Genomic DNA, 24,993 nt, shown 5'->3' on the forward strand with positions numbered 1-24,993 from the left:
TCCATTCAGACATTCATGACGGTTCATTCATGTCACGCGACAAATTCTACATCACCACCCCGATCTTCTATCCGAACGGCAAGCCGCATATCGGCCACGCCTATACGGTCATTGCAACCGACGCCCTGGCACGCTTCCAGCGCCTGGACGGCAAGGACGTCTTCTTCCTGACCGGCACCGACGAGCATGGCCTGAAGATGCAGCAAACGGCCGAGAAGGAAGGCATAACGCCACTGGCGCTGGCCGACCGCAATTCGGCGATTTTCCGCGCAATGACCGAGGCGATGGGCGGCTCGAATGACCAATACATTCGCACGACCGAACCGCGCCACTACGAATCCTGTCAGGCGATCTGGAAAGCGATGGCCGCCAATGGCGACATCTATCTCGACCGCTATAGCGGCTGGTATTCGGTGCGCCAGGAAGCCTATTTCGACGAGAGCGAGACGACGCTCGGCGACGACGGCGTGCGCCGCGAACCGCTTGGGTCGCCGGTCGAATGGAACGAGGAAGAAAGCTATTTCTTCCGGCTTTCCGCCTATCAGGACAAATTGCTGGCGCTTTATGAGAGACAGCCCGACTTTGTCGGTCCGACCGAGCGCCGCAACGAGGTGCTCAGCTTCGTCAAGTCGGGGCTGAAGGATCTGTCGATCTCGCGCACGACCTTCAAATGGGGCGTGCCGGTGCCAGGCGACGACAAGCATGTGATGTATGTCTGGGTCGACGCCTTGACCAACTACATCACCGCCGCCGGCTATCCCGACACAAAGGCCGAGCAATGGCACTATTGGCCGGCCACGCACATCATCGGCAAGGACATTGTCCGCTTCCATGCGGTCTATTGGCCGGCATTTCTGATGTCGGCGGGCATCGAGTTGCCAAAGCGCGTTTTCGCGCATGGCTTCCTGTTCAACCGCGGCGAGAAGATGTCGAAATCTGTTGGCAACGTCGTCGATCCATTCGCGATGGTCGAGCACTACGGTCTCGACCAGGTGCGCTACTTCTTCCTGCGCGAGGTGCCGTTCGGTAACGATGGCAGCTACAGCCATGACGCGATCGTCAACCGCACCAATGCCGATCTTGCCAACGGCCTCGGCAACCTGGCGCAGCGCTCGCTGTCGATGATCGCCAAGAACTGCGGCGGCGTGGTGCCGCAGCGCGGCGAGCTGACGGATGCAGACAGAGCGATCCTGGATCAGGCCGCCGCCGCGCTCGACACCGCGCGCAAGGCGGTCGCCGAGCAGGGCATCCATCTGGCGCTGGCAGCGATCTTCGGCGTGGTGGCGGAAGCCGATCGCTACTTCGCCGGCGAGGCACCATGGGCGCTGAAGAAGACCAACCCGGCGCGCATGGAAACGGTGCTGTGGACAACCGCCGAAGTCGTGCGCCGCGTGGCGGTGCTGTGTCAGCCCTTCACTCCGGGCTCGGCCGCGAAACTGCTCGACCTGCTGGCGGTGCCGGCGGAGAGCCGCGATTTCGTGCATGTCCACGCGGATCACGCGCTTGTGCCCGGCACTGCGTTGCCGGTGCCGGAAGGCGTGTTTCCGCGTTATGTCGAACAGCCGGACGCGAACATCTGATGCTCGTCGACAGCCACTGCCATCTGGATTTTCCAGATTTCGCCGAGGAGCGGGCGGCCATCGTCGCCCGCGCTTTAGCCGCCGGAATTGGCCGTATGGTGACGGTCTCGACACGCGTGAAGCGTTTTCCGCAAGTACTTGAGATCGCTGAAACTTTCGACGAAGTCTATTGCTCTGTCGGCACTCATCCGCACAATGCGGCCGAAGAACTGGATATCACGGTCGAGGAGCTTGTGCGGCTATCCGCGCACCCGAAAGTAGTGGCCATCGGCGAGGCCGGTCTCGACTATTTTTACGACAAGGCGCCACGCGATGCACAGGCGCAAGGCTTTCGCAATCACATCGCCGCCGCCCGTGAAACGGGGCTGCCGCTGGTCATCCATTCGCGCGATGCCGATGCCGACATGGCTGATATTCTCGAGGACGAAACAGGGAAGGGCGCCTTCCCCTTCATCCTGCATTGCTTTTCTTCCGGGCGCCGGCTTGCCGAGGTGGGCGTCGCTCTCGGTGGCTACGTGTCGTTCTCGGGCATCCTGACCTTCAAGAATTCAGCTGAGTTGCGTGCCATTGCCGCCGATGTCCCGCATGCCCGATTGCTGGTCGAAACCGATGCGCCCTATCTGGCGCCCGTGCCGTTTCGGGGCAAACGCAACGAGCCCGCCTATGTCGCCCATACCGCCAAGGTGCTGGCCGAAACGATCGGGGTAAGCGAAGCTGAAATCGCCGATCTGACCACAGATAATTTCTTCCGGCTGTTCGGCAAGATGCCGCGGCCTGCAGAGCAAAGTGCCTGAACGATGACTGACCGGCTGCGCCTCACCATTCTCGGCTGCGGCTCGTCCCCAGGTACGCCGCGCATCACCGGCGATTGGGGCAATTGCGACCCCGACAACCCCAGGAACCGGCGCACCCGTGCCGCCGCGCTCGTCGAGCGGATCGCGGCGAACGGCAGCCGAACGACTGTCGTCATCGACACGGGGCCGGATTTTCGGCAGCAGATGCTGCTGGCCGGCGTTAAACGTGTCGATGCGGTCGTCTATACCCACCCGCATGCCGACCATATCCATGGCATCGACGATCTGCGCGGTTTCGTCCTCGATCAGCGCCAGCTCATCGACGTCCATGCCGACAGGGCGACGATGCTTCGGCTGCGGGAAGCGTTCGGATACTGTTTCGAGACGCCGCAAGGCAGTTCCTATCCGCCGATCGTCAGGCCGCATCTCATCGAGCACACCAGGCCGGTGGTCGTCGAAGGAGAGGGGGGTACCCTCACCCTCGAGCCGCTGCCGCAGATCCACGGCGACATCGTATCGCTCGGTTTCCGCATTGGCGGTCTCGCCTATTGCCCCGACATCAGCGACTTTCCGGAACCCACCGCCGAACGGCTGGGCGACCTCGACGTGCTGATCATCGACGCGCTGCAGTACCGGACGCATCCAAGTCATCTGTCACTTGGCGAAGCGCTCGAATGGATCCAGCGGCTGGCGCCGATACATGCGGTGCTGACACATATGCACGTGCCGCTCGACTACGTCTCGGTGATGGCCGAGACACCAGCCAATGTCGAACCCGCCTATGACGGCATGGTTATAGAAATCCCTTATGAATCAGCACGATGCGAATAGAGCTTCATGAGGGCTTTCGGCTCCTTGGTGCAAATATCAGCAGCGTTCCGATCCGCTCGTAGCCCATCCGGGGATAAAGCAGCGCCCCGGCATGGGTTGCTGCCAGCACCGAGTACCTTGACCCGCGCGCGCGATCGTCGTGCAACATTTTCGATATCAAAGCCTGACCAATGCCGCGACGCCGGTGCGACGGCTCGACATACATGCTCGAACACCAGGTGGCTCCCACGGCATCCAGGCTGCGAACGCGCCCAACGATGTCGGCGCCGTCGATTGCCACATACTGGCGGAACGGCGCGGTGTCGCCGAGCAAATCGTCTGGGATCGGCTGCCTGCGGATGATCTTTCCCAACTGTGCCGCCCGTTCGGCCGTCTGCACGCGTTCGACCGAAGCAATCGATGGCGGGTTCGGAATCCGGTGCAATCGGTGGACGAAAAAGCCTTCGGTCCGCAGCAGCCGGTAGCCGAGAGCTTTGTAGGCGGTTCGTGTCGGCCCGTCCGGATCGTCGTTCGCGATCACAACGGAAATGGCAAAGCCCGGCCGTGCATGCTGCCGCACGACGGCATCGGTCTCTTGAGCGGCGACGTCATGGACGACCCATTCTTCGCCGCGGTAATCGCGAGGATTCTTGCGTTCGGCATCGCGCATCAACCACAATGGTCCAACGCGGCTGGCCTCGTAAGGAAAGGTGCGGCTCCTATCAGCGCTGAAGCCATGCACGAACACTTCGATTGCCGCTTCGATCTCGCTGTTTGCCATCTTCATTTCGACAGCCTAGCGTTGGCGATCCGCTCAAGGCAATACGCCACAATCGGCTCAAGCCTATGAGAACCAGCGGCAATTTACAGTTCTTGGCCCATGCATTAGTTCCATAATCTATCTTATGCGACTTTTGGATACGGCGAGCGGCATGGATGCGGCGGTCCCCGACTTCACTTTCCAGTTCCCTTGGAGGCTTCAGCCTGGAAACACGTGAGGCTTGGAAACATCCGCTCGACATTGTGAGCGCGCAGCCGTCGGCAGCGCGCTCGACTCTTTGTTCGAACGATCGGGTCAATCGGAGCGACTATTCCAGAATAACGGTGGCCTCCACCTCGAAAAGCATGGGATCGATTGCAAGCTTGGGAACGGGAACCAGAGTCTGCGCCGGCAGCGCCTCGCCGAACATGTCCTTGACGTTCCTGGTCAACACCTCGAGCTTGGACATGTCGTGGTCGACCACGAAGACCGTGAGCTTCGCCACCTGATCCGGCTTGGCGCCGATGCCCTCAAGCGCAGCATGCAAATTTGCGTAGGCCTGCTTCACCTGGACGGCGAAATCCGGTGACAAGGTTCCTGTGCTGTCTTGGCCGCCCTGCCCGGAGATGTAGGCGATCCGAGCTCCGAGCGGTGCGATTACGGCGGTGCTGTAGCCATTCGGCGACGGGTCGTAGAGCGCCTGTGGATTGACAATAGTCAGCTTGAACTCGTTCGCCGGCGACGCAGTGGGGACTGCAATGGTCATGATGATTAGCCCTCCGATAAGCAGATGCTTGATTGCGCGTGACATGGTTTTTCGCTTGGCTCCGCAGCCTGCGAGCAACCTACCCTGGCGCCTGCAGATTGAACTTTAACCTAATCGCTACGTGAATCGTGCGATGTACGAGTCATCGTATGGTACGTCGTACGAGTCAATCGTTCAAGATCGACATTTGTCGCGTTGCCGGTCAAAATCGATGTCCTGAAAAAGCGAGGACGACGGATGATAGCCAAACGCAGCGGCGCCCGGAGCAAAGGGGATCAACGGATAAGCGTGTCGCTCCAGCCCGTGCAGCAAGCGAGCAGCGAGCCGCCGCTGTCTCGAGAGCGTATCGTGGCGACCGCGGTGGAACTGCTGGACGCCCAGGGCATAGACGGATTGACAATGCGTCGGCTGGCCGATCGCCTCGGCTCGGGTGTGATGAGCCTATATTGGCACGTCGACAACAAGGAGGATGTCTTTGATCTAGCAGTCGATTCGGTGCTCGAACATCGCGGATCGCCTGAAACAGGTGAGTCTCCGGACTGGCGCGGAGACGTCGTTCATATGCTCGAAGACTGGCGCGCCAGAATGTTGCGCCATCCTTGGTCGGCATCGCTGTTGCCGCGCCGGGCGCTCGGCCGGAACATTCTCGGTCGCCTGGAAATGCTGAGCAAGACCTTGTCCAGAGCCGGTGTTGCGGACGCGGATCTGAACGCCGCGATATGGTCGCTCTGGAACTATGTGATGGGCGCCACCCTCACCCGGGCAAGCTTCGATCTCTCGGAAGAAGACAGGGCAGCCGCACAGCAGCGTCTTACACATCTCAGCGAACACTACCCGACAATCGAACGCTCTCGTCTGCTGTTGGACAACGATTGGGATGGCGCCTTCCGAAGAGGCCTCGACTTCCTGCTCGACGGCCTCTCGCCAAGATAGAATTCCGGCGCTCCGCCCGGAGCAGACCGGATGGCGCTGCTTTGCGCACGCGACGCAAGAGCTTCCCAGTCCACATCATCACGTTTGGCTCGCCGCCAAGGCGGCGCAGGCAGCGGGCAAGCCCCAGATGCTCGATCCCATCGCGGCGGTGGCTGGTGCGGCTGCATTGCAGCTGAATTGTTGCAGTTGGCGATGTCGTCGCCACGCATTGCCAACCGCTGGTCGGAATCCTCTCTGCAGTCGATCTTTTGCGCAAACCTTTTTGGCCGACATGCGTTGTTTTCTCTCCAAGCCAAGGAGACGATCATGCAGATGAAGTCGGAAATAGCCGGTGAAGCGGCCAAGCAGCGCCATATCCAACGTGGCATCGATGCCAAGGACAAATCGAAAGGCGATGGGAAGCTTCAAGGCGCCATGCAGGCTGGCGCCCGCGAATATCCCGAGCCCCCCTTCCCTGAGCAACATCAGCCCAAACCGGGACATGAATGGGCCATAGAGCCGGCGCCGCTGTACGATGCGCCTTACTATCTCGGATCGAAAAAACTCAACCAAAAGGTAGCGCTCATCACGGGCGGCGATTCGGGCATCGGCCGCTCGGTGGCGGTGTTGTTCGCCCGCGAGGGCGCCGACGTCGCGATCGTCTATCTGGCCGAGGACAAGGACGCTGAAGAGACCAAATCCGCGGTGGAAAAGGAGGGACGACGCTGCCTCCTGGTCAAGGCCGATGTCAGCGAACGCAGCCACTGCCACAAGGCGGTCATGGAGACCGTTGAAAAATTCGGCCGCATCGACGTGCTGGTCAACAATGCTGCGTTCCAGATCCATTCCAGCGACTTCGGCGAGCTCACCGAAGAACATTTCGACACGACGTTGAAGACCAATCTTTACGGCTATTTTCATATGGCGCAGGAAGCGGTGCCGCACATGAAACCCGGTTCGGCGATCATCAACACCGGTTCGGTAACCGGTATCGACGGTTCAAAACAGCTGGTCGACTATTCGATGACCAAGGGCGGCATCCATGCTTTCACGCGGGCCCTGTCGGGCAATCTCATCGGCAGGGGCATAAGGGTGAATGCGGTAGCACCGGGTCCGGTGTGGACGCCGCTCAATCCGTCGGACAAGGAAGCTGACGACGTCTCGAAATTCGGCGCGGACACGCCAATGAAACGACCAGCGCAACCGGAAGAGCTCGCGCCGGCCTATGTGTTCCTCGCTTCGCCGCATTGCTCGAGCTACATCACCGGCGAAATCTTGCCCGTCGTCGGAGGGTACTGAGGATGGCCGAAACGAAGTCCGCAACGAAGGAGTAGGATGGATGGGCCGTCTGCTTTTCATGGTGGCGTTCGCTTGTGTAGCGTATCGCATCTACACGGAAACCGCAGGGTCTGCTCGGCATGTGCCGCAGGATGACGGTGAGGCGCTGCGCAAGCAATCAGCGGCACTGGGCGTCGACCCGTCTCGCTGACGGGATGGAACCTACCGGCAATCCGGCCGGCCGAGTTACCAGCCGGCCGGATTGCAGCCTTATTCGGCTGCCTGCAGGTTGATCTTGCTTTCCGCCATTTCGGTTAGCTTGCGATCTGTCGCCTGTTCTTCCTTGAGATTCTTGGCCAGCACATTGGCGCAGTCGGTGCGGCCAAGCTGCTTTGCCCAGGCGATGAGCGTGCCGTAGCGCGTCATCTCGTAGTGTTCGACGGCCTGCGCCGAAGCAATCAGCGCCGCATCGAGAACCTCCTTGTCATCGACGTCACCGCTCACGTCGTCGGCCTCCTCGAGAATGCCGTCGATTGCCGGACAGTTGACCTCCTTGGCCTTGACGCCATGCAACTCAAACACCTGTTCGACGCGCTCGACATGGCCTCTCGTCTGATCGAGGTGCTTTTCAAATCCGGCTTTCAATTGCGGGTCGGTTGCCTTGTCGATCATCTTCGGCAGCGCTTTCTCGATCTGCTTTTCGGCGTAATAGATGTCGCGCAGCGTGTGCACGAAGAGATCGTCGAGTGTCTTTATGTCCTTCGAAAAGAAGCCCATGGCCTTACCTTTCATTGCGCTTGGTGTGGATTTCGGCGACGGGGTTTGCGCCGCCAACAAAGACCGGGACGGTTCCCGGCTTGTCTGGTCAACGTGCCGGCACCGAAGGAGTTCCTGATTTCCGAGGGCGGACCCGTTCCCCCTTCTCCAAGGCCTGCGATCCGGTCGGTGGGGAGCCTTTGTCTCGATCACACGTTCTAGTCGCAGAGCAATCGGAACCGAGAAGGGTTGGCGGAATGTATTTCATTGCATTGGCGACTGACTATGACGGCACGCTGGCTCATGATGGGGTCGTCGCCAAGAAAACGCTCACTGCGCTTGAGCGGTTCAAGAAAAGCGGCCGCAAGCTGGTTCTCGTCACCGGGCGTGAACTGCCCGATCTCAAGGGCGTCTTTCCCGAGCTTAGCCTCTTCGACAAGGTCGTCGCTGAGAATGGCGCGATGATCTACACGCCGGCCAGCGAGGAAGAGCGGGTGATCGCCCCGCCGCCCGAGCCCAAATTCGTCGCCAGGTTGAAGAGGCAGGGCGTCAAGCCGCTTTCGGTCGGACGATCGATCGTCGCGACCTGGGAACCGCATCAAGCGACCGTGCTTGAGGTCATCAAGAAGATGGGGCTCGAACTGGAAATCATCTTCAACAAGGGCGCGGTGATGATCCTGCCGAGCGGCATCAACAAAGCCACCGGGCTCGCCGCGGCCCTTCAGGACCTTCGACTTTCGCCGCACAACGTCGTCGGCGTCGGCGACGCCGAGAACGATCATGCGTTCCTGCAAGCCTGTGGCTGCAGCGTCGCCGTCGACAATGCAATTCCGGCGGTCAAGGATACAGCCAACCTGGTCATGCGTGGCGCCCGAGGCAAAGGCGTGGAGCAACTGATCGCAAAGCTGATAAAGCGTGATCACGCGATAGTGCCGAAGCGCCATGACGGCATCGTTCTTGGATCATCTGGCGGCGACGATACCTACCTGTCGCCGAGCGACACGATCCTCATTGCCGGGAGTTCCGGTATCGGTAAATCCACCTTGGCCACCGCGCTGACCGAGCGCTTCGTCGAAAGCGGCTTTCAGTTTTGTGTCTTCGATCCCGAAGGCGACTATGATGGCCTCGAAGGCGCCGTTCGCCTGGGAGACGGCTCAAGCGCGCCGACAAAGGCGCAAGTGCTGGATCTGATCGCCAAGGCCGACAGCAACATAGTCGTCAATGGACTGGCCCTGCGGGTCGACGAGAGGCCGGATTTCTTTGCCGACCTGCTGCCTGGCCTCAGCAGTTTCCGCCGGCGCACCGCGAGACCGCACTGGCTCGTGATCGATGAAGCGCATCATCTTCTGCCCAAGCGGCGCGACGATACGCGGGCGGTTCTGTCATTGGAATTGCCTGGCACAATCCTGATCACCGTTCACCCCGAGGCGATCTCGACAGACGCCTTGCGCCTGGTGACAGCCATAATTGCGCTTGGCCCCAAGGCAAAGGACGTCGTGAAGGTCTTCTGCCGTGAAACCGGCATTGAGCCGCCGAAGGTCATCCACAGCCCGAAAGGTGCGCGCGTGCTGTTCTGGCGGCCGCAGGCAGGCAAAAAAGTCAAGACGGTCAAAGTGGTCGAACCACGTCAGTCACTCAAGCGGCACAGCCGGAAATATGCCGAAGGCCAGCTCGACGAAGCCGGCAGCTTCTATTTCCATGGCCCTGAGAATGCGATGAATCTCAGGGCTCACAATCTGATGATCTTCGCTCAGATCGCCGAGGGCATAGATGACAAGACCTGGGAGTTTCATTTGCGCACCGGCGACTATTCCAAATGGTTTCGACATCAGATCAGGGACAAGGACCTGGCGCGCGAAACCGCCCAGGCGGAAGAGGACAAGACCCTGTCGGCGGAGGAGAGCCGCAAGCGGGTGCTTGATGCCGTGCGCCGCCGTTACACGGCTCCCGCCACAGCCCCGGAGTGACACGCGAGAGCCAAGGCAATCAAGCCAGCGCTGCATGCGAAATTCTTCAGTCAGGCAACGCCGCCACCGCGACAATTTCAACGACGATGTCGGCTTGCGCAAGCGCTGCAACTCCGATCACCTCCGAAGGCGGCGGGTTGTTATAGCTGCAGTGCTTCGGGCAATGCTCGGCAAAGAACTCGTCCAGTACGTCGAGACGAAAATTGGGTGAACTCAGAACGCCGCCATCGGGAAATGGCCCCTTGATGAAGAAGGTCAGCCGGATGAGATAGTCGAGCGCGCTGCCGAGTTCTTCCAGATCTGATTTGATGTTCGCCAGAATTGCACGCCACTGTGCCGCCGCATCGCCAGTGAATCCCCCTCCTCTCTTTCCGGTCGGATCATAATTTTCGGCGGTTGCCGTATTTCCGCAAAGGTAGACAAATCCCCTTGCTCCGGAGACGACCGTGCCTTTTCCCCACGGCATCAACTTTCCGTTTTTGAATTTCTTATGGGTTACGAGTTCCATGCTTCGTCCAGAACTCTTGATCGTCAGCCTATCAAATCGTCTATTCTGATCGGCAGATCGCGAATGCGCTTGCCGGTGGCATGATAGACGGCACTCGCCACGGCAGCAGCCGTTCCGACATTGCCGAGTTCGCCCAAACCCTTGACGCCGGCAGGGTTGACCTGATGGTCGACTTCGGGGACCAGGATAACGTCGACCTGTTTGATGTCGGCGTTGACCGGCACGAGATAGTCCTGCAGGTCGCGGTTGACGTAGCGCGCGTGTCGCTGATCGATTTCCGTCGCCTCGTGCAACGCCTGGCCGATACCCCAGATCATGCCACCCATCAGCTGGCTGCGCGCGGTGCGCGTGTTCATGATGCGCCCGGCGGCGAAGGCCCCGACGATGCGCGGGGCCCGGATTTCGCGTGTATAGCTGTTGATGCGCACTTCGACGAACTCGGCGCCAAAGGCATATTTGACCGAATCTTCGTCGTTCTCTCCACCATGAAATTCCGACTGTCCGGCATAGAGTTTGCTGAGGGCTTCAGGCGAAGAACCCTTCGGCGCAAACTCGGCATATTCCTCGATGGCGCCGACTTGCATAGCCTTGAAGACATCAGCCAGCTTTGCGGATTTGCCGGTCTCGGTGACGACCTCTTCATCCTTCAAGTCCAGCTTCGCATTGCCCGAACCGGCCAGCGGAGCCCCCCTGCCCGCAGCGGCGGCGAACAGCTTTCCGCGTATCGCGTCGCAGGCTTTCATGACCGCCGAGCAGACACTGGCGGTCGAGATCGATCCGCCCGACACGGGAGCCGGCGGCAAGGCACTGTCGCCCATCTCGACGCTGATCTTGTCCATGCCGATGCCCAGTCTTTCGGCCGCCATCTGGCCGGCGATGGTGCGAACGCCGGTGCCGATTTCATGCGAGCCGCACTGGATCCGAACCTCGCCGTCGGCGGTGAGACGAACCCGGGCCGCGCAGGGCGCGGCGGCAGTCGGATAGATCGCCGTCGCACAGCCCATCCCGACCAGCCAGTCGCCGTCGCGCATCGAGCCGACCCTGGGATCGCGCTTCGACCAGCCAAAGGCCTCCGACGCCTGGTCGTAGCACTTGATGAGTGAGCGGCTGGAAAATGGCTTGCCTCCTATGGGCTCCTTCTCCGGTTCATTGATGCGACGAAACTCGACAGGATCCATGCCGAGGGCCACAGCCATTTCGTCCATGGCGTTTTCCAGCGCGTAGACATAAGGCGTCTCCGGCGGCGATCGCATGTAGCCAGGCGTGTTGCGGTCGGCATGAACCAGCGAAACATGCGTCAGAACGGCGCCGTAATTGTACATGCGCGCGGTGGCGGACGTGCCGCCGACGACATAAGGGTCAGGGCGTGACGTCACCTCCCAGGCCTCATGTCCGAACGCCGTGATGCGGCCGTCCTTGCCGGCGCCCATGCGGATCCGATGCCGCGTTTCGGCGCGATAGGTCTGCGTACCGAAGGCTTGCATGCGATTGACGACGCAGCGAACCGGGCGGCCAATGCGTCGCGCCGCGACGGCAACGATAGCGGTGCGTGCCGTCATCGGCCCCTTGGAGCCGAAGGCACCGCCGATATAGGGACTGACGATCCGCACATTGGCCGGATCGAGCTTCAGCTGGCGTGCCAGTTCCACCTTCCAGCCGGTAACGTTCTGGCTGGGCTCGTGTATGGTCAACTGGTCGCCTTGCCATATTGCGGTGGTCGAAAACAGTTCGATCGGATTGTGATGCTGGGTCGGCGTCGAATATTTTTCGTCGATCTTTACCGTCGCATCCGCCCAGGCGGCATCGAAATCACCGGCCTTCGCATCCTCCTTGAACATAGGGTTTTTGCCGGCAGCCGGCTCCATCTTCACGCCCTTGGAATCAAAGCTGGCGGCGGGCCGTTCGTCCTCATAGTCGGCGCGGATCAACATTGCGGCTTCCCCCGCCGCCTCGAAGGTCTCGGCAACCACCAGAGCGATGATCTGACCGTCGTGAAAAACCGTCTTGTCGTGCAAAGGCCCGATCGAACTTGCGCCGGTGTTGCCGAATTTCGGCGTGTCGGTCTTGTCCATATCGTGATAGGTGACGATGTCCAGCACACCGGGTGCGGCCCGGGCGTCTTTCATGTGAAGTCCCGAAACCTTGCCCCGGGCAATGCTGCTGGTGGCAAGGGCACCGTAGGCGACGTTGGCCGTGACGATGTCGGCGGGATAGCCGGCCTGTCCGGTAACTTTTAGCCGGGCGTCAATGCGGACAACCGGATCGCCCTGGTTTTCCCTGGGGGCGGGTGCAGCTTGGTTCATGGCTCAGCCCTTCATATCCCGGGTTTCGAGCAGCGCCCGCACCAGCGTGCGCTTGCCGAGCGGTATCTTGAATGCGTTATGCTCGCGCGGTCTGGCATCGGCGAAGGCAGCCTCGGCAGCCTCTTGCGCCGCGGCTTCGTCAAGCACTTTGCCCTGTAGCGCGTCCTCTGCTTCGCGCGCCCGCCACGGCACCGTCGCCACACCGCCAAGCGCAATGCGCGCACTCCTTACCGTCTCGCCATCCATGTCGAGCGCAACAGCCGCGGACGCCAACGCAAACGCGTAGGATTCGCGATCGCGAATCTTCAGATAGCGCGACCGGCTGCTCCACCGTTCGAGCCGCACTTCGATGGCGGTTATGAGCTCGTCGGCGGCGAGATCCGTCTCGATGTCGGGCGTGTCGCCCGGCCGTTTGTGCAGCTTGGCAAATGCAAGCGTGCGCCTTCCCCGCGGACCTTCGATCTCGACGGTGGCATCGAGCGCAACCAGTGCCTGCGCGAAATCGCCGTGATAAGTGGCGATGCAGGCATTGCTCGTACCCAGCACGGCGTGCTGGCGATTGGACCCTTCCATCGCAGCGCAGCCGGAGCCGGGTTCGCGCTTGTTGCACGGCCAGGAAATCTCTCGAAAATACTCGCAGCGCGTACGTTGCAGCACATTGCCGCCCAGGCTCGCCATGTTGCGAAGCTGACCGCTGGCGGCGAATTTCAGGCTGTCGGCAAGGGCCGGGCAACGCCGTCGGACGTCATCGTTGTCGGCTGCTTCACCCATGCGGACCAGTGCACCAAACCGGATCGTGTCATCGTTTATCCTGATCTGCCGCAAGGCTGGCTCGGCAAGAGTGTTGAGGTCAAGCAGTCGGTCCGGCCGCGCGACACCGAGCTTCATGTAGTCGGCCAGATTGGTGCCGCCGGCGATGAATTGCGTGTCGGCGCCGGTTGGCGGAACGCGCACGGCATCGACACGGGATGCCATGGCGATTGCAGCGGAGACGCTGGTTGGTCTTTCATAAACGAAGGGGCGCATCCTAAGCCCTCCTGATCTCGTCGCGCGCCTGGACGATCGCCGCAACGATGTTGGGATACGCCGCACAGCGACATAGATTGCCGCTCATATATTCGCGAATGTCATCTTCCGATCCAGCATGGCCTTCGTTGATGCAACCGATGGCGGACATGATCTGACCCGGTGTGCAATAGCCGCATTGAAAGGCATCGTGGTCGACGAACGCCTGCTGGACCGGATGCAGTTCCCCGTCCGTCGAGGCCAGGCCTTCCACCGTTGTGATCTCCCGCCCCTGGTTCATGACGGCAAAGCTCAAGCAGGACAGTACCCGCTTTCCATCGATCAGAACCGTGCAGGCGCCGCACTGACCGTGATCGCAACCTTTCTTGGTGCCGGTCAGGCCGACGTGGTCGCGCAGAGCGTCAAGCAGGCTGGTTCGATTGTCGAGCGCGAGATTGTAGGTCTGTTTGTTGATACGCATTGAAACCGCCGACAAGTCGCGCGGTCCGGCTGGCTTTTCGGACGCTGGCTGGGCAGCTCTCGTCGGGGAATTCACAAGCGGCATCGCCGCCGCCGCCGAAACAGAGGCCGTCATGAACATGCGTCTGCTCAGGCCACTGGACATCTTGGCATCGGACATGGCTGGCTCCGGGCTGGCTGGGTCTCAAGCGGCCCAAACCAGTCGCGGAGGACAAAGTTCCCTCCTCACGAGCCTGTGATCCTTTTTTCTGCGGGCGGGATCGATGTAACCGGAACCTCACCTGTCGAGCGATGGTTGTGTGCCAAGAGCCGGTGTGTGCCAAGGGCCGGAAGGAGGCGATCATGAGCGATGGTCGGCATGACAAGGACGATGACAATGGACCTGTGTTCGCTGCGGAGCAGGCGAGACAGGGCGAGATCATCCTGCGAACGCGCACGCGTCGGGTTATCTTCATAGCCGGCTTGGTCGGTATTGTGATCCTGGCCATCGCGGTCAGATTGGCAATCGGCTGAACAAATTCCGCCAGGCGCGAAACCGTGCCCGGTCGCCAGGAACCTTTTACGACCAGTTGTCGTTGACTGGCCACGTCAAAACTCCTGGGAGTTCTCCCGTGGACGCGAAAACCCAAACCGAAGAACCTGAAACCGGCGACACGCACGCCGCGCCACGCAGGGCCACCTCGGAGGCGTCGCCAAAACACCGGAAAGACGCCGGTCAGGAGCACAAGCAGGACAAGCAGGCCGGAGAACCAAAGCCCAGCCTGCTGAGCTTCCCTCGGCGGCACCCTTACATATCCATCGCCATCCTGCTCGCAGTGCTGCTGATTGCCGTAGGGCTGGTCTTGTGGTGGCTGGACGCGCGTCAGTATGAATCGACCGACGATGCTTTCATCGACGCCCGCACGGTGACGATCGGTGCCGAGATATCGGGTCGTATCACCGATGTCGCGGTCACCGACAACCAGTCTGTGAAAGCCGGCGACGTGCTCTTGCGCATCGACGACAGCGACTATCAGGCAAGCCTGGCGGAAGCCGACGCCGGTGTGGCCTCGGCGCAGGCCGAGATCGTCGATGTCGGCGCACAGATCGAAGCACAAAACGCCAAGATCGATGCGGCACAGAAGCAGGTGGCGCAGGCCCAGGCCGCGCTCGAGTTTGCCAAAGCGGAGGACAAGCGCAACCGTGAGCTGCTGGCCAAGGGAACCTCCACCCAACAGCAGGCGGAACAGGCCGCTTCTACCCTGCGCCAGGACCAGGCCGCCCTCGACAGCGCCGGAGCAAACGTCGCTGCCGCGAAAAGCCAGGTCACTGTTCTGCAGGCACAGACCAAGAGCGCGGAAGCAAAGCTCAATCAAGCCAAGGCCAGCCAGGAGCAGGCCCGCACCATGCTGTCGCGCACCATCATAACCGCGCCTGTCACCGGTCGCGCCACCAGTATCACGGCCGCCAAGGGCACCTACGCCCAGCCTGGTCAGGTGCTGATGATGTTCGTTCCCGACGAGGTCTGGGTGAAGGCTAATTTCAAGGAGACCCAGCTTGATCTGATGCGGCCGGGACAGCCCGTCGACATCGATATCGACGCCTATCCCGAAAAGAACTTCCACGGCCGCGTCGACAGCATCCAGGCGGGCAGTGGCACCGCCTTCAGCCTGCTGCCGGCCGAGAATGCCACCGGCAACTTCGTCAAGGTGGTGCAGCGCGTGCCCGTGAAGATCGTCTTCGACCGACCGCCGGGCGTGCTGCTGGGTCCAGGCCTGTCGGTGGTGCCGACAGTCAAGGTGAGATGAGCGCCGTCGAAATGGCTGGTGAACGGAGCGAAAGCCGGTCCGCCGCCGGCGGGCGCAATCCGTGGCTGATCGCCGTCGTCGTCTCGATCGCCACCTTCATGCTGGTGCTCGACACCTCGATCGCCAACGTGGCGCTGCGCAACATCGCCGGCAGCCTCGCGGCCGGGATGGACGAAAGCACCTGGGTGATCACCACCTATCTGGTCGCCAATTCCGTGATCATCCCGGTTAGCGGCTGGTTGGCCAGCGTCATCGGCCGCAAGCGTTACTACATGCTTTGCGTGGCGATCTTCACCATAGCGTCGCTGCTGTGCGGCCTGGCGCCCAATCTGGAAATGCTCATCGTCTTCAGGATCCTGCAAGGCCTCGGCGGCGGCGGCATGGCACCCAGCGAACAATCCATTCTCGCCGACACCTTTCCACCCGAAAAACGCTCCCAGGCATTTGCTCTTTACGGCATTGCCGTCATCGTCGCACCGACAGTCGGGCCGACCATCGGCGGTTGGCTGACCGACCATTTCTCCTGGCACTGGATATTTTTCATCAATGTCCCGTTCGGCATCATGTCGCTTGCCTTGGTGCAGTGGCTGGTGATCGAGCCTGATGTGCTCGAGCGCGAGCGGCAGGAACGGTTGAAGAGCGGCCTCAGAATAGACTGGGTCGGTTTCATCCTGGTCGCCACGGCACTTGGCTGCCTGGAGATATTTCTCGATGAAGGCCAGCGCAACGACTGGTTCGCATCAGGTTTCATCGTGACCTTCGCGGTGATTTCGGCGGTCTCATTTCTGCTGCTGATCCCGTGGGAATTCAGTCGCCGCGATCCGATCGTGGACGTCCGCCTGCTGTTCAGCCGCCAGTTCGGCACATCGTTCCTGGTGATGATGGCGGTGGGCGCCGTGCTGTTCAGCACCACCCAGTTGATGCCGCAACTGCAGCAGACCGCCTTCAACTATACGGCGACCCTGTCGGGCCTGTCGATGATGCCGGGTGGCATCGCAATGTTGATGCTTATGCCGGTTTCCGGATTTGCCGGCGCCATCGTCCAGCCCAAATACCTGATCATGGCAGGCATGTCCGTCGTCGCTGTCGCGCTCTGGCATATGACATCGCTCACCCCGGACGTCAGTTTCGGCTTCTTTGCCTTCGCGCGCATCTTCCTGATGATCGGTTTGCCCTTCCTGTTCATCCCCATCTCGACGGCGGCTTACGTCGGTCTTGCTCCGCAGCAGACGAACCAGGCGTCGGCACTCATCAACGTTGCCCGTAACATCGGCGGAAGCATCGGTGTGTCGCTGTCCAACACGGTGATAGCCCAGAACGCGCAAATCCATCAGGCAAACCTCGTCGGCCACACGGCACAGTCGTCACCGGCCTACCAGCAGGTTCTGCGTCAGGCGACCGAGCACTTCGTGGCTCAAGGCTCGCCGATGATCGACGCAAAACAGCAGGCGCTCGGCTGGATAGGACAGTTGATAGCGCGGCAGGCCTCATTGCTCGCCTATATCGATGTCTTTCGGTATTGCGCGGTAGCGACCGCACTGCTCGTTCCCCTCGCCTTGCTGCTGCGCTCTCCCCGGCCCGAAAAGCGTTAGCTCGCGCTGCGGCGGTGTATGGCGCTGCCCCGCCATGCGGCCTGGGCTTCGCGAACTTCCGTTGGAACCAGCGCGTCGAGTCGACGTTCAGCCCTTGTTCAACAGGAGGAGCTGGCCATGCCACGAGGCGACAAATCGAAGTACACTGACAAGCAGGAGCGTAAAGCCGACCACATTGCCGAAGGTTATGAGAAGCGCGGGGTTTCCGACAAGGAGGCAGAGCGGCGCGCATGGGCAACCGTCAACAAGGACGATGGCGGTGGCAAGAAGGAAGGCGGTTCGGGCCGCGGCAAACACACGGGCCATCCGGCGGCGCACAAAGGCGGCAAAAGCGGCGGCAAGGCATCGGCATCACGGTCTGCCGCAAGCCGATCGGAATCGGCAAAGAAAGCTGCAGCGACCCGCAAGCGCAATGCGGAACACCGCGCCCATTGATCTGACGGCGGCGCTCAATGGGGCCGAACGATGGAAGGACAGGGATGAAATCGCAGCTCGTCAATGAGATCGGCGGACAAAGGACATTTGTCCTGGTGCTCGACCCAGGCGAAGAAGCGTTCGCGGCACTGACCGCCTTCGCGGTCGACCAGAAGATCGGCAGCGCGTCCCTGACCGCCATAGGGGCTTTCGAAAAAGCCACCGTGGGCTGGTTTGATCCGGACGCGAAGACCTACCGCAAAATCCCTATCGACGAACAGTGCGAGGTTCTGAGCGCGATCGGCGATGTCGCACTGGGTGATGACGATAAGCCCAGCCTGCACGTCCATGCGGTGCTGGGATTGAGCGATGGCACCACCCGGGGTGGACATCTGCTTGACGGCATCGTTCGACCAACGCTCGAAATCACCCTGGTGGAAGCGCCCGGCCATCTGCGCCGCAGCAAGCGCCCGGATCTCGGTGTCGCGCTCATCGATCTGGACGATTGATCTACAGCCGCTCTGGCTCGTTCTCAGGCCTTCTTGCTCCGCTCAGCAGGTGCTGTGTCCGGCGCCGCTTCCCACCCGAACACGCTGCGCCCGCCAAGCAGATGCGACTGGTCGAATTCTCCCGCGACAATTTCCTTCAGGCTGGGGCCGGTGACGTATCGTTCGACTTGCCGCGACTGATCGTCGAGCCGCCTCAAGGCGCCGATTTCTTCATCGCGACCGAGCTTTGCCTTTTGCACGGCCGACTTCAGCACGCCGATCGTCTCGTCATAGACCTTAAGCGGCACAGGGAACGGGTGCCTGTCCTTGCCGCCATGCGCCAGCGAGAAGCGGCCGGGATCGGAAAAGCGGCAAGGCGCGCCATGCACCACCTCGGCAACGAGGGCCAGCGCGCGCACCGTGCGCGCGCCGACGCCGGGGACCAGAAGGAGCTCGGCGAAATCGGTTGGACCGCGGTCCGCGGCGGCGGCGATATTGCCGTGAAGACGATGCATGACGACATCGCTTTCGCGAACGTCATGATGGGCCGGCATGACCAAATGCGGCAGCAGCGGCTGCTCCGGTTCCTGCCGGCGCCTCGGCTCCGCGCAACGCTCCAATGCCGCAAGCTCGCCCAGGATGCGATCGGGTCCGAGCTCCTGCAAAAGGTTCAGTTGCCCTTGGCGCGACGCGTCGGCGCGCCTGTCGGTCAGGTTGAAGATCTCGCCTTGATTGATGCCCTCGATGGCGGCATGCGGCTGGTCGACAAAACTCTTGAGCCCCTCGGAGAGCCAATGGTAGCGGCGCGCCACCTTGCTGTCACCGTTCATGCCTTGCTGCACCACGACCCAGCGACCGTCATCGGTGACGATGAAACCATGCAGGTAAAGATCGAAACCGTCCTGGACTGCGGCGCTGTCGACCTTGGCGACAAGACGGCTGACGGTGGCCAGGCCCGCTCCGTCAAAGCCGACGCGTTGGCCGATGGCTTCGAGTTCATGCGGGGTTTTTCGCGAATGCGCGCCGCGACCACCGCAGACATGAATGCCGAGCTCGCCGGAAAGCGGCGTGAGGCCACGCTTCAAAGCGCCCACGACGCTGGTCGTGATCCCCGACGAATGCCAATCCATGCCCATGACAGCACCGAAGGACTGGAACCAGAACGGATGCGCCAGCCGTCGCAGCAGTTCGTCTCGACCATAGTGATGAATGATCGCTTCGCACATCACGGGGCCAAGACGCGTCATGCGGTCGCCGAGCCATTTTAGCACGCGCCCGCCATGGAGTGGAAGATCAGCACTTCCCGATCGTTGCGTCACGTCTGCTACCCGTTCTGGTGTCCGTTATTCTCTTAACAGATAGGCAGCCAAACCGCGCAAGGAAGCATGGACACTTTCCGCCGAGCCGAGTTAGCGAACGTCAAGTCCAGTTCGAGAGAACCGTTTCCATCTCAACCGTCTCGACCTGCTGCGCGAAACGTTGGTGGTAAACGGTCAGCAGTGCGTCGTGGGTTGCATCGGAAGAACTGCATAGCGCGTCCGTGACGAGAACCACGCGATAGCCGAAATCGATGGCTCCGAGCACCGTGGCCAGAACGCAAACATCCGTTTCGCCACCGGTGATGACGAGCGTATCGATGCCGCGCTCCACCAGGAAGGCTCTGAGGCGCCCTTCGAACCAGGGCGAGTAGATGTGCTTGTCGATGATCGCCGCTGGCGGGCAGTAGCCGGCTAAAGACGGCAACAGTTCGGTCATTTCAGGCCCGATCGTCTCGATCGTCTGTGAAGCCCAGCGCTCATAATAGCGCTTCCATGTGCCGACGCCCTGCCCCGGCTTCTTGGCTGGCAGGAAGCGTGTAAAGACCGTCTGCGGCGCGCGTCTTTCGACCAGCGTCTCGATCTGCGGGAGAACCCGGGTGATCCAGGGTGTCGCCCATTGAGACGGCTCGGCAAACAGCCGCTGCATATCCACGCAGACATGCATGCATCGATCGCCCAAGGGACCGTATGCCAGCCCCGGCATCGACATCAGTGCGTCTCCGACCGGCCAAGCATTCCCTGACTCCTCATTTTGCCAGCAAAGACACGCAACGCCGCGCGCAAGCACTGGTTCCTGAGATAGCCAACAGGAACCGACGCAAATGACCGGCGTTTCCGCTGTGATGAATGGAGGTGCTCGCATGAGACCGCGCGAGAGGCGTTGGAGCCGCAAGTCAACCGGGGCGCCAAAATGGAACTGAGCGGAGGATGTCTCTGCGGCACGATCCGCTTCCGCGTTGGAAGCGAACCGAGAGTGCATTACTGCCATTGTGATATGTGCCGGCGAGCGACCGGCAGTGCGTTCGCGGTTCTGGCCTGGGTGCCTTCCCAAAGCGTGACCTGGACCGATGCGACGCCGACCTATCGCAGGTCTTCGCCGATTGCCTGCAGGGGGTTTTGCTCCGCCTGCGGATCGCCGCTCAGCCTCGCCTATGACGCATCGCCGGGAGAGATCGCGCTTCATGTCGGAACGTTCGACGATCCGGCTCGCCTGGAGCCGCGCTACAATTATGGATCGAGGCAGCGACTTGGCTGGGTTTGCTGCGGAATGGACCTGCCGCACCACGACACCGAGGAGCGATGGTGAAACCATGTCTGAAGGGGAAGCCTGATGAGCATGTTTTACCGGGCGGCCAAGATTGCCGAAGAGGTCCACCAGGCACAGCGCGACAAGACCGGGCGACCTTATATCGAGCACTGTCGCCGTGTCGTTGACGCGGTCGAAACCAAGGATCAGAAGGTCGTCGCCTATCTCCATGACGTCCTGGAAAAGGGCGAAGGCTGGGACCGGACCAGGTTGGAAGAGGCCGGTTTTGGCCCGACGATCGCGTCGGCCGTCGACGCCATGTCGCGTAGGGACGGCGAGGATTACTTCGCGTTCGTGCGACGAGCGGCATCGAATCCATTGGCGCTGCCGGTGAAGCGCGCGGATCTGGCGGACAATATCTGGCAGGCACGACAGGCCGGGGCATCAACCGTCAGATACGAGGAGGCACTACGCATCCTTGATGAAGAGTTTCCACGCGGTTAGCACCTGCCTTGAATTTCAGCTCGCGCCGATGAGAACGGGCAATCTACTCCGTGACGTGGGGCGTATGCCTTCTGTCCTCCGCGGGCTCGACATCGATGCGCGCCTTTTCCGGATCGAATGCACCATGACGTGCAATGGCCCGCGCCGCGGTTTCAGGCGTCTCGTACGCCCACATGAAATCGTCGGCCGAGCTGCCCACGGCATGGACGCGCCAGTAGCTCGCGGTACCTTTCAAAGGGGAGCGGCTGGTGGTGTTCGTTTTTTCGAAAAGGTCAAAATAGATGTCTTCGAAAGGAATATAGAACACGGGCTCATGTCCTTCTTCCTGAAGCACTTTCGCCCGTTCCGTGGCAGCGACTATGGCGTCGGAAAATCGTACCGTCACCGTGCCCGCAAACGGTTCTATGGCCAACTGGCCAGCATGGTGTCTTGAGATTGCGCCTGAAGCTTGCATCCAAATTCTCCCTGGCTGCCGATTGATTGCGAGACCGCATTTCGGTTCGTCATGCATGGAGACGAAATGCGCGGCGATGCGTCAGGTTCCGGCCTTTACTATGGGGTCGATGGCGCCCCTCCTTCAGCGCTTGCCATGGCTATCGAGAAACGCAGCCAACATTCGCGAAACCTGATCAGAAGCCTCACGCGTCGGGAAGTGTCCGATGCCATCCAGCACCACCCGCCTGTAGAACGCGGTGAAATGCTCTTCGAGCCCCTCTGAAGACTGGGCAAACACAACGCGGTCGTCACCACCGTGAAGCGTCAGGATCGGCACGGTGATGATCTTGACCGTTGCTTGCCGGCGGGCGAGTTCAGCGTAACGCGGATCGGGCTCGGCCTCTTCCCACCGGACCCGATAGGAATGCAACGTCACATCCGCCCAGTCAGGATTTTCGAACGAGCTCGCAACGCCATCGAAAATGGCGTCGTCGAACCAGCCTAATGGACCCCAGCTGTCCCACTGATACCTGGCGAATTCCTTGCCGTTCTTTCGTACGAACTCGGCGCCCCGTGCGGTCGCCATGAACCATTGATACCAAAATGCGTTCGCCTGTTCGGGCGCCGGCGTTGCTGGTTTGCCTGGTTGCCAGCCGAGGGACAGCGCAGCGCAGCACTTGATGCGGTCCGGAAAAACCGACGCGAGCAGATAGGATATCCGAGCGCCCCAATCATGTCCGACAACTGCAAAGCGGCTGATGCCAAGCGCATCTGCAAAATCCAGCACATCCTGCGCCATCGCGGCAATCTCACCCGAGCGCATGGTTTCTTTCGACAGGAACGATGTCGGCCCAAAGCCTCGCAACCAAGGGGAAAACGTACGGAAGCCAGCTTCATGAAGGACCGGCGAAATACGAGCGTATGTCGTCGCGTCGTCGGGCCAGCCATGCAGCAGGACAACCGGGGCGCCGTCCTGCGGTCCACCATCGAGATAGGCGACGCGCAGCAGAGGTGTGTCGCAATGTGAGACGGAGTTCATTTGCTCTGAGGCACCGTAGCTGGCTGGTCGCCGCCAGTCGTGGGGCCTGGTCTGGCGGCCTGATCAACCTGTGGGTTCTTGTTGCTGGTGGCTTTCATCGGCTCGGTGTTGTTGTCGCAGGCGCCGAGCGCAAGGGCAGCGGCCAAGACCAGGAATGAAAAGAACCTCTTCATCGAAGCCTCCTCTGGTTGATGCCCGGCAAACGAGGTTCCGCCAATTTGGTTGCCCGACCGGGGTCCTCAAGACGCCATGGGATTGCCGATCAACGCTTCGAGCTATTGGAATCGGCCGCAACTGTCGGGTCAGGCAGAACCGGGCCACGTTCAGTCTCCGAACCCTCAGCTTCGATCTCCTGCACGGCCCGATCCCAGTGCTCCTGCTCGCGGCCTACCGGCCGGCCCTCTTGTTCCCAGATTTCATGGGCCCGTCGTTTGATCTTTTCTTCCCTGCTGTCCATGGCTAGATCCTCCAATTCGTCAGTCTCAATTCCGGGCCATATTTTTTGTTCCTCCTCTGTCGGCAACAGCCGCTGCCGGATTTTGGGAAGGCCCTTGTGGATTGCATGGGATGACCGGCTTGGTAAATTTCGTACCGATATTTTTTCGTGACACACCTATGCTCGCAGTTTTATGAATCAGGCTATCGGCCAGCGCCGAGCACGTCCCTCTCCGATCCCACTGCCCGGCGCTCAAAGCCGGATCGCCCGTCGCATCGACATGGCGGGCTGTTGCTTCGATTGGAGGTGACGCTCATGCGGGAATTGCCGAAAGACATCGACGCCGATGTGGTCATCGAAATCAGCAAGCTGCTGGACGACAGCCCGCTTTTCGTCCCGGTGCGGGTTCATGAACTTGCGGCCAGGGTGAGGCAGAGGGTGAAGACCGGCCTGCCAGACCTTTCGATTGAAGAACTGATCGTGGAGATGGCCTCCGTACGTCAGCTGGCCATGGCCTTTGATCTGCCTGGATCGGAGAATGTCGTGCAAATCCCGGTGCGGTATCGCCGCTAGCACTGCGACGTCAAACGCTCCATCCGGAGGTCAGAACAAGCGACGCCTCAAACATCTGCGCACCGATCTCATCGCGTACCTTGACGGTTATCTTGACGAAATCGCAGTCGGGCATTTCGTCTTGGGCGACATCCTGCAAAATACGAATTGCTTCCGCTCTGGCTTGTTCCCGGGATTCGAACAGCTGCCCGTCATCGTCGGGTACCGCGCCGTCACCGTTTTGAAGATCAAAGTAGTACCGTTTCATTTTTCCTGCCGCGCTGGAACATCTGGCGTTTCAATGATTCCGCTTCATGGCGGTTCCTGCCCGCTGGCCGTGCTGGTGACGACGTGGTCGTTCAACGCACCGCAGGGCGAAGCGCCGATATGAAAAGCACCAGCAACGCCAAGGCGTTGAGGCCTGCGGCGATGGCATGCGAATACTCCCATTGGCGCCGCAGCAGCTCCCAGTTTTCAGGGAGGACAGTCCAGTTCCGGGTCGCCTGATTGATTGGATAGGTCAGCGTCCAGAAGGCAAACTGCGTGGCGCCGATGCTTAGAAAGGCGACAACAACCAAGCCGAAAGATGCGCTCGCTCGATAGAGCAGGATCGCCAGGGCGGCCGTGGAGAGCAATGCTCCCAGCACCACGATGCCGAACAGGCTCCATCCATCATAGGCGCGCTGCGCAGCCAGATAGTTTGGCCCGTCGAGCTTCATCTTGTTGAACATGGCGAAGAAATGCGCGGCGGCCGGAGCGAAAGCCAGTGCAACGAAAATGAAGCTGACCACTCTCAGACTATAGATTGCCATGTCGGTCTCCTCTCAGGAGACAGCTAGGGCAATCGCCAAGGTTGAAAAGGTCGCTTTAACGGCGGCTTCCGCCCGCGATCGTATGATCTCAAGCGGGGTCGTTTTTTAGCACTCACGCATCTATCTCGGAACATTTTTTTTGGGTGCTGGTTCTACCCAGTGAAGGGACGAACCTTACCCAGGGAGATTTCCCATGAAACGTGTTCTCATTACCAGCATGCTGGCCATCGGGCTCGGCTGTGGAACGGCGGTGGCTCAGACACAACAGACCGAAAGCCAATCTGGCGCAGACGCCAACTGCGCTTCCGGGCAGGCTGACTGCCAGAACGGCTCCAAGATGGGCGAGCAGGCCCAGGGCAAAGCCAAGCTGAAGACCGACGAGCAGGCTCAGGGCAAGGCCGGCACCACCACCGACCAGCAGGCCCAGGGCAAGGCCAAGCTGAAGACCGA

At 60.8% G+C, this 24,993-nt stretch carries 30 protein-coding genes and 1 pseudogene; 16 read left to right on the forward strand and 15 right to left on the reverse strand.

Annotation, left to right across the window (positions count from 1 at the left end):
- Positions 1-29: 29 nt before the first annotated feature.
- From metG to M729_RS0111660, 3 genes are read left to right on the forward strand one after another with little or no spacing between them, the layout of a single operon-like run.
- Entirely contained in the window at positions 30-1,580 is a 1,551-nt protein-coding gene (gene metG, locus M729_RS0111650; RefSeq protein ID WP_027161643.1) for a methionine--tRNA ligase, read from the forward strand.
- Positions 1,580-2,374 (forward strand): TatD family hydrolase, encoded by a 795-nt coding sequence (locus M729_RS0111655; protein ID WP_027161644.1) that lies wholly within the window; start codon positions 1,580-1,582, stop codon positions 2,372-2,374. Before metG ends, M729_RS0111655 begins: the two co-directional genes overlap by 1 nt.
- Before the next feature lie 3 nt (positions 2,375-2,377).
- Positions 2,378-3,205, forward strand: coding sequence for an MBL fold metallo-hydrolase (locus M729_RS0111660; RefSeq protein WP_027161645.1), 828 nt, complete (start codon positions 2,378-2,380; stop codon positions 3,203-3,205).
- Positions 3,206-3,209: 4 nt separating this feature from the next.
- Here M729_RS0111660 and M729_RS0111665 read toward each other — a convergent pair whose 3' ends face one another.
- Together M729_RS0111665 and M729_RS0111670 are read right to left on the reverse strand one after the other, a co-directional pair.
- The gene (locus M729_RS0111665) at positions 3,210-3,854 is read right to left on the reverse strand and encodes a GNAT family N-acetyltransferase (protein ID WP_245267558.1); all 645 of its coding nucleotides are present in this window, start codon (positions 3,852-3,854) and stop codon (positions 3,210-3,212) included.
- Positions 3,855-4,272: 418 nt separating this feature from the next.
- Positions 4,273-4,755, reverse strand: a complete 483-nt coding sequence (locus M729_RS0111670; RefSeq protein WP_027161647.1) for a RidA family protein — start codon at positions 4,753-4,755, stop codon at positions 4,273-4,275.
- Between the two features lie 192 nt (positions 4,756-4,947).
- On the opposite strand from M729_RS0111670, the gene M729_RS0111675 reads away from it, so the two are divergent.
- From M729_RS0111675 to M729_RS1000000137070, 3 genes are all read left to right on the forward strand, one after another.
- The gene (locus tag M729_RS0111675; protein ID WP_027161648.1) at positions 4,948-5,643 is read left to right on the forward strand and encodes a TetR/AcrR family transcriptional regulator C-terminal domain-containing protein; all 696 of its coding nucleotides are present in this window, start codon (positions 4,948-4,950) and stop codon (positions 5,641-5,643) included.
- Positions 5,644-5,949: 306 nt separating this feature from the next.
- On the forward strand, positions 5,950-6,921 hold the full coding sequence (locus M729_RS0111680; RefSeq protein WP_013531569.1) for an SDR family oxidoreductase: 972 nt from the start codon (positions 5,950-5,952) through the stop codon (positions 6,919-6,921).
- Positions 6,922-6,961: 40 nt separating this feature from the next.
- The gene (locus M729_RS1000000137070; protein ID WP_013531568.1) at positions 6,962-7,111 is read left to right on the forward strand and encodes a hypothetical protein; all 150 of its coding nucleotides are present in this window, start codon (positions 6,962-6,964) and stop codon (positions 7,109-7,111) included.
- Between the two features lie 59 nt (positions 7,112-7,170).
- Here M729_RS1000000137070 and M729_RS0111685 read toward each other — a convergent pair whose 3' ends face one another.
- Positions 7,171-7,677, reverse strand: coding sequence for a ferritin-like domain-containing protein (locus M729_RS0111685; RefSeq protein WP_013531567.1), 507 nt, complete (start codon positions 7,675-7,677; stop codon positions 7,171-7,173).
- A gap of 236 nt (positions 7,678-7,913) precedes the next feature.
- On the opposite strand from M729_RS0111685, the gene M729_RS0111690 reads away from it, so the two are divergent.
- Positions 7,914-9,623, forward strand: a complete 1,710-nt coding sequence (locus M729_RS0111690) for an HAD family hydrolase (protein WP_027161649.1) — start codon at positions 7,914-7,916, stop codon at positions 9,621-9,623.
- Between the two features lie 46 nt (positions 9,624-9,669).
- Here M729_RS0111690 and M729_RS0111695 read toward each other — a convergent pair whose 3' ends face one another.
- The 4 genes from M729_RS0111695 to M729_RS0111710 are packed head-to-tail and all read right to left on the reverse strand — an operon-like array spanning position 9,670 to position 14,079.
- Entirely contained in the window at positions 9,670-10,131 is a 462-nt protein-coding gene (locus M729_RS0111695) for a RidA family protein (RefSeq protein WP_027161650.1), read from the reverse strand.
- Positions 10,132-10,154: 23 nt separating this feature from the next.
- Positions 10,155-12,434, reverse strand: coding sequence for a xanthine dehydrogenase family protein molybdopterin-binding subunit (locus tag M729_RS0111700; protein ID WP_027161651.1), 2,280 nt, complete (start codon positions 12,432-12,434; stop codon positions 10,155-10,157).
- 3 nt (positions 12,435-12,437) lie between these two features.
- A complete protein-coding gene (locus M729_RS0111705; RefSeq protein WP_024505524.1) occupies positions 12,438-13,460 on the reverse strand; it encodes a xanthine dehydrogenase family protein subunit M in 1,023 nt (340 codons plus the stop codon).
- Between the two features lies 1 nt (position 13,461).
- Entirely contained in the window at positions 13,462-14,079 is a 618-nt protein-coding gene (locus M729_RS0111710) for a (2Fe-2S)-binding protein (protein ID WP_027161652.1), read from the reverse strand.
- Between the two features lie 182 nt (positions 14,080-14,261).
- Between M729_RS0111710 and M729_RS01000000134850 the strand changes: the two genes are divergently transcribed.
- From M729_RS01000000134850 to M729_RS0111735, 5 genes are all read left to right on the forward strand, one after another.
- Positions 14,262-14,432, forward strand: a complete 171-nt coding sequence (locus M729_RS01000000134850) for a hypothetical protein (RefSeq protein ID WP_084652602.1) — start codon at positions 14,262-14,264, stop codon at positions 14,430-14,432.
- A gap of 98 nt (positions 14,433-14,530) precedes the next feature.
- A complete protein-coding gene (locus M729_RS0111720) occupies positions 14,531-15,706 on the forward strand; it encodes an HlyD family secretion protein (protein ID WP_027161653.1) in 1,176 nt (391 codons plus the stop codon).
- Between the two features lie 11 nt (positions 15,707-15,717).
- Positions 15,718-17,298: a DHA2 family efflux MFS transporter permease subunit gene (locus M729_RS0111725; protein WP_084652603.1), complete on the forward strand. Its 1,581-nt coding sequence runs from the start codon at positions 15,718-15,720 to the stop codon at positions 17,296-17,298.
- Positions 17,299-17,415: 117 nt separating this feature from the next.
- Positions 17,416-17,733: a hypothetical protein gene (locus M729_RS0111730; protein ID WP_013531559.1), complete on the forward strand. Its 318-nt coding sequence runs from the start codon at positions 17,416-17,418 to the stop codon at positions 17,731-17,733.
- Between the two features lie 44 nt (positions 17,734-17,777).
- Positions 17,778-18,221: a PPC domain-containing DNA-binding protein gene (locus M729_RS0111735; protein WP_027161655.1), complete on the forward strand. Its 444-nt coding sequence runs from the start codon at positions 17,778-17,780 to the stop codon at positions 18,219-18,221.
- 23 nt (positions 18,222-18,244) lie between these two features.
- Here M729_RS0111735 and M729_RS0111740 read toward each other — a convergent pair whose 3' ends face one another.
- Positions 18,245-19,519: a DUF763 domain-containing protein gene (locus M729_RS0111740; protein WP_027161656.1), complete on the reverse strand. Its 1,275-nt coding sequence runs from the start codon at positions 19,517-19,519 to the stop codon at positions 18,245-18,247.
- Between the two features lie 100 nt (positions 19,520-19,619).
- Positions 19,620-20,228, reverse strand: a complete 609-nt coding sequence (locus M729_RS0111745; protein ID WP_013531556.1) for a cysteine hydrolase — start codon at positions 20,226-20,228, stop codon at positions 19,620-19,622.
- Positions 20,229-20,429: 201 nt separating this feature from the next.
- Between M729_RS0111745 and M729_RS0111750 the strand changes: the two genes are divergently transcribed.
- Together M729_RS0111750 and M729_RS0111755 are read left to right on the forward strand one after the other, a co-directional pair.
- The gene (locus M729_RS0111750; RefSeq protein WP_027161657.1) at positions 20,430-20,825 is read left to right on the forward strand and encodes a GFA family protein; all 396 of its coding nucleotides are present in this window, start codon (positions 20,430-20,432) and stop codon (positions 20,823-20,825) included.
- Positions 20,826-20,849: 24 nt separating this feature from the next.
- Positions 20,850-21,269, forward strand: a complete 420-nt coding sequence (locus M729_RS0111755; RefSeq protein ID WP_027161658.1) for an HD domain-containing protein — start codon at positions 20,850-20,852, stop codon at positions 21,267-21,269.
- A 43-nt stretch (positions 21,270-21,312) separates the two neighbouring features.
- Here M729_RS0111755 and M729_RS0111760 read toward each other — a convergent pair whose 3' ends face one another.
- From M729_RS0111760 to M729_RS01000000134855, 4 genes are all read right to left on the reverse strand, one after another.
- Positions 21,313-21,723, reverse strand: a complete 411-nt coding sequence (locus M729_RS0111760) for a DUF427 domain-containing protein (protein ID WP_013531554.1) — start codon at positions 21,721-21,723, stop codon at positions 21,313-21,315.
- 123 nt (positions 21,724-21,846) lie between these two features.
- A complete protein-coding gene (locus M729_RS0111765; RefSeq protein ID WP_027161659.1) occupies positions 21,847-22,743 on the reverse strand; it encodes an alpha/beta hydrolase in 897 nt (298 codons plus the stop codon).
- The gene (locus tag M729_RS1000000137075; RefSeq protein WP_013531552.1) at positions 22,740-22,916 is read right to left on the reverse strand and encodes a hypothetical protein; all 177 of its coding nucleotides are present in this window, start codon (positions 22,914-22,916) and stop codon (positions 22,740-22,742) included. The genes M729_RS0111765 and M729_RS1000000137075 overlap by 4 nt, the downstream gene beginning before the upstream one ends.
- 89 nt (positions 22,917-23,005) lie before the next feature.
- Positions 23,006-23,200, reverse strand: a complete 195-nt coding sequence (locus M729_RS01000000134855; protein ID WP_032808298.1) for a DUF2934 domain-containing protein — start codon at positions 23,198-23,200, stop codon at positions 23,006-23,008.
- Between the two features lie 294 nt (positions 23,201-23,494).
- Between M729_RS01000000134855 and M729_RS0111780 the strand changes: the two genes are divergently transcribed.
- The gene (locus M729_RS0111780) at positions 23,495-23,752 is read left to right on the forward strand and encodes a hypothetical protein (RefSeq protein WP_013531550.1); all 258 of its coding nucleotides are present in this window, start codon (positions 23,495-23,497) and stop codon (positions 23,750-23,752) included.
- Between the two features lie 10 nt (positions 23,753-23,762).
- Here M729_RS0111780 and M729_RS0111785 read toward each other — a convergent pair whose 3' ends face one another.
- Both M729_RS0111785 and M729_RS0111790 read right to left on the reverse strand, forming a co-directional pair.
- Positions 23,763-23,999 carry a hypothetical protein gene (locus M729_RS0111785; RefSeq protein WP_027161660.1) on the reverse strand — a complete coding sequence of 79 codons (237 nt, stop codon included), beginning with the start codon at positions 23,997-23,999 and terminating at the stop codon, positions 23,763-23,765.
- Positions 24,000-24,090: 91 nt separating this feature from the next.
- Positions 24,091-24,543, reverse strand: coding sequence for a membrane protein (locus M729_RS0111790; RefSeq protein WP_013531548.1), 453 nt, complete (start codon positions 24,541-24,543; stop codon positions 24,091-24,093).
- A gap of 193 nt (positions 24,544-24,736) precedes the next feature.
- Between M729_RS0111790 and M729_RS0111795 the strand changes: the two are divergent.
- Positions 24,737-24,993: pseudogene (locus tag M729_RS0111795) on the forward strand (hypothetical protein); the annotation flags it as partial.

This window comes from Mesorhizobium sp. WSM1293, from assembly GCF_000513875.1.
Lineage (GTDB): Bacteria > Pseudomonadota > Alphaproteobacteria > Rhizobiales > Rhizobiaceae > Mesorhizobium > Mesorhizobium ciceri.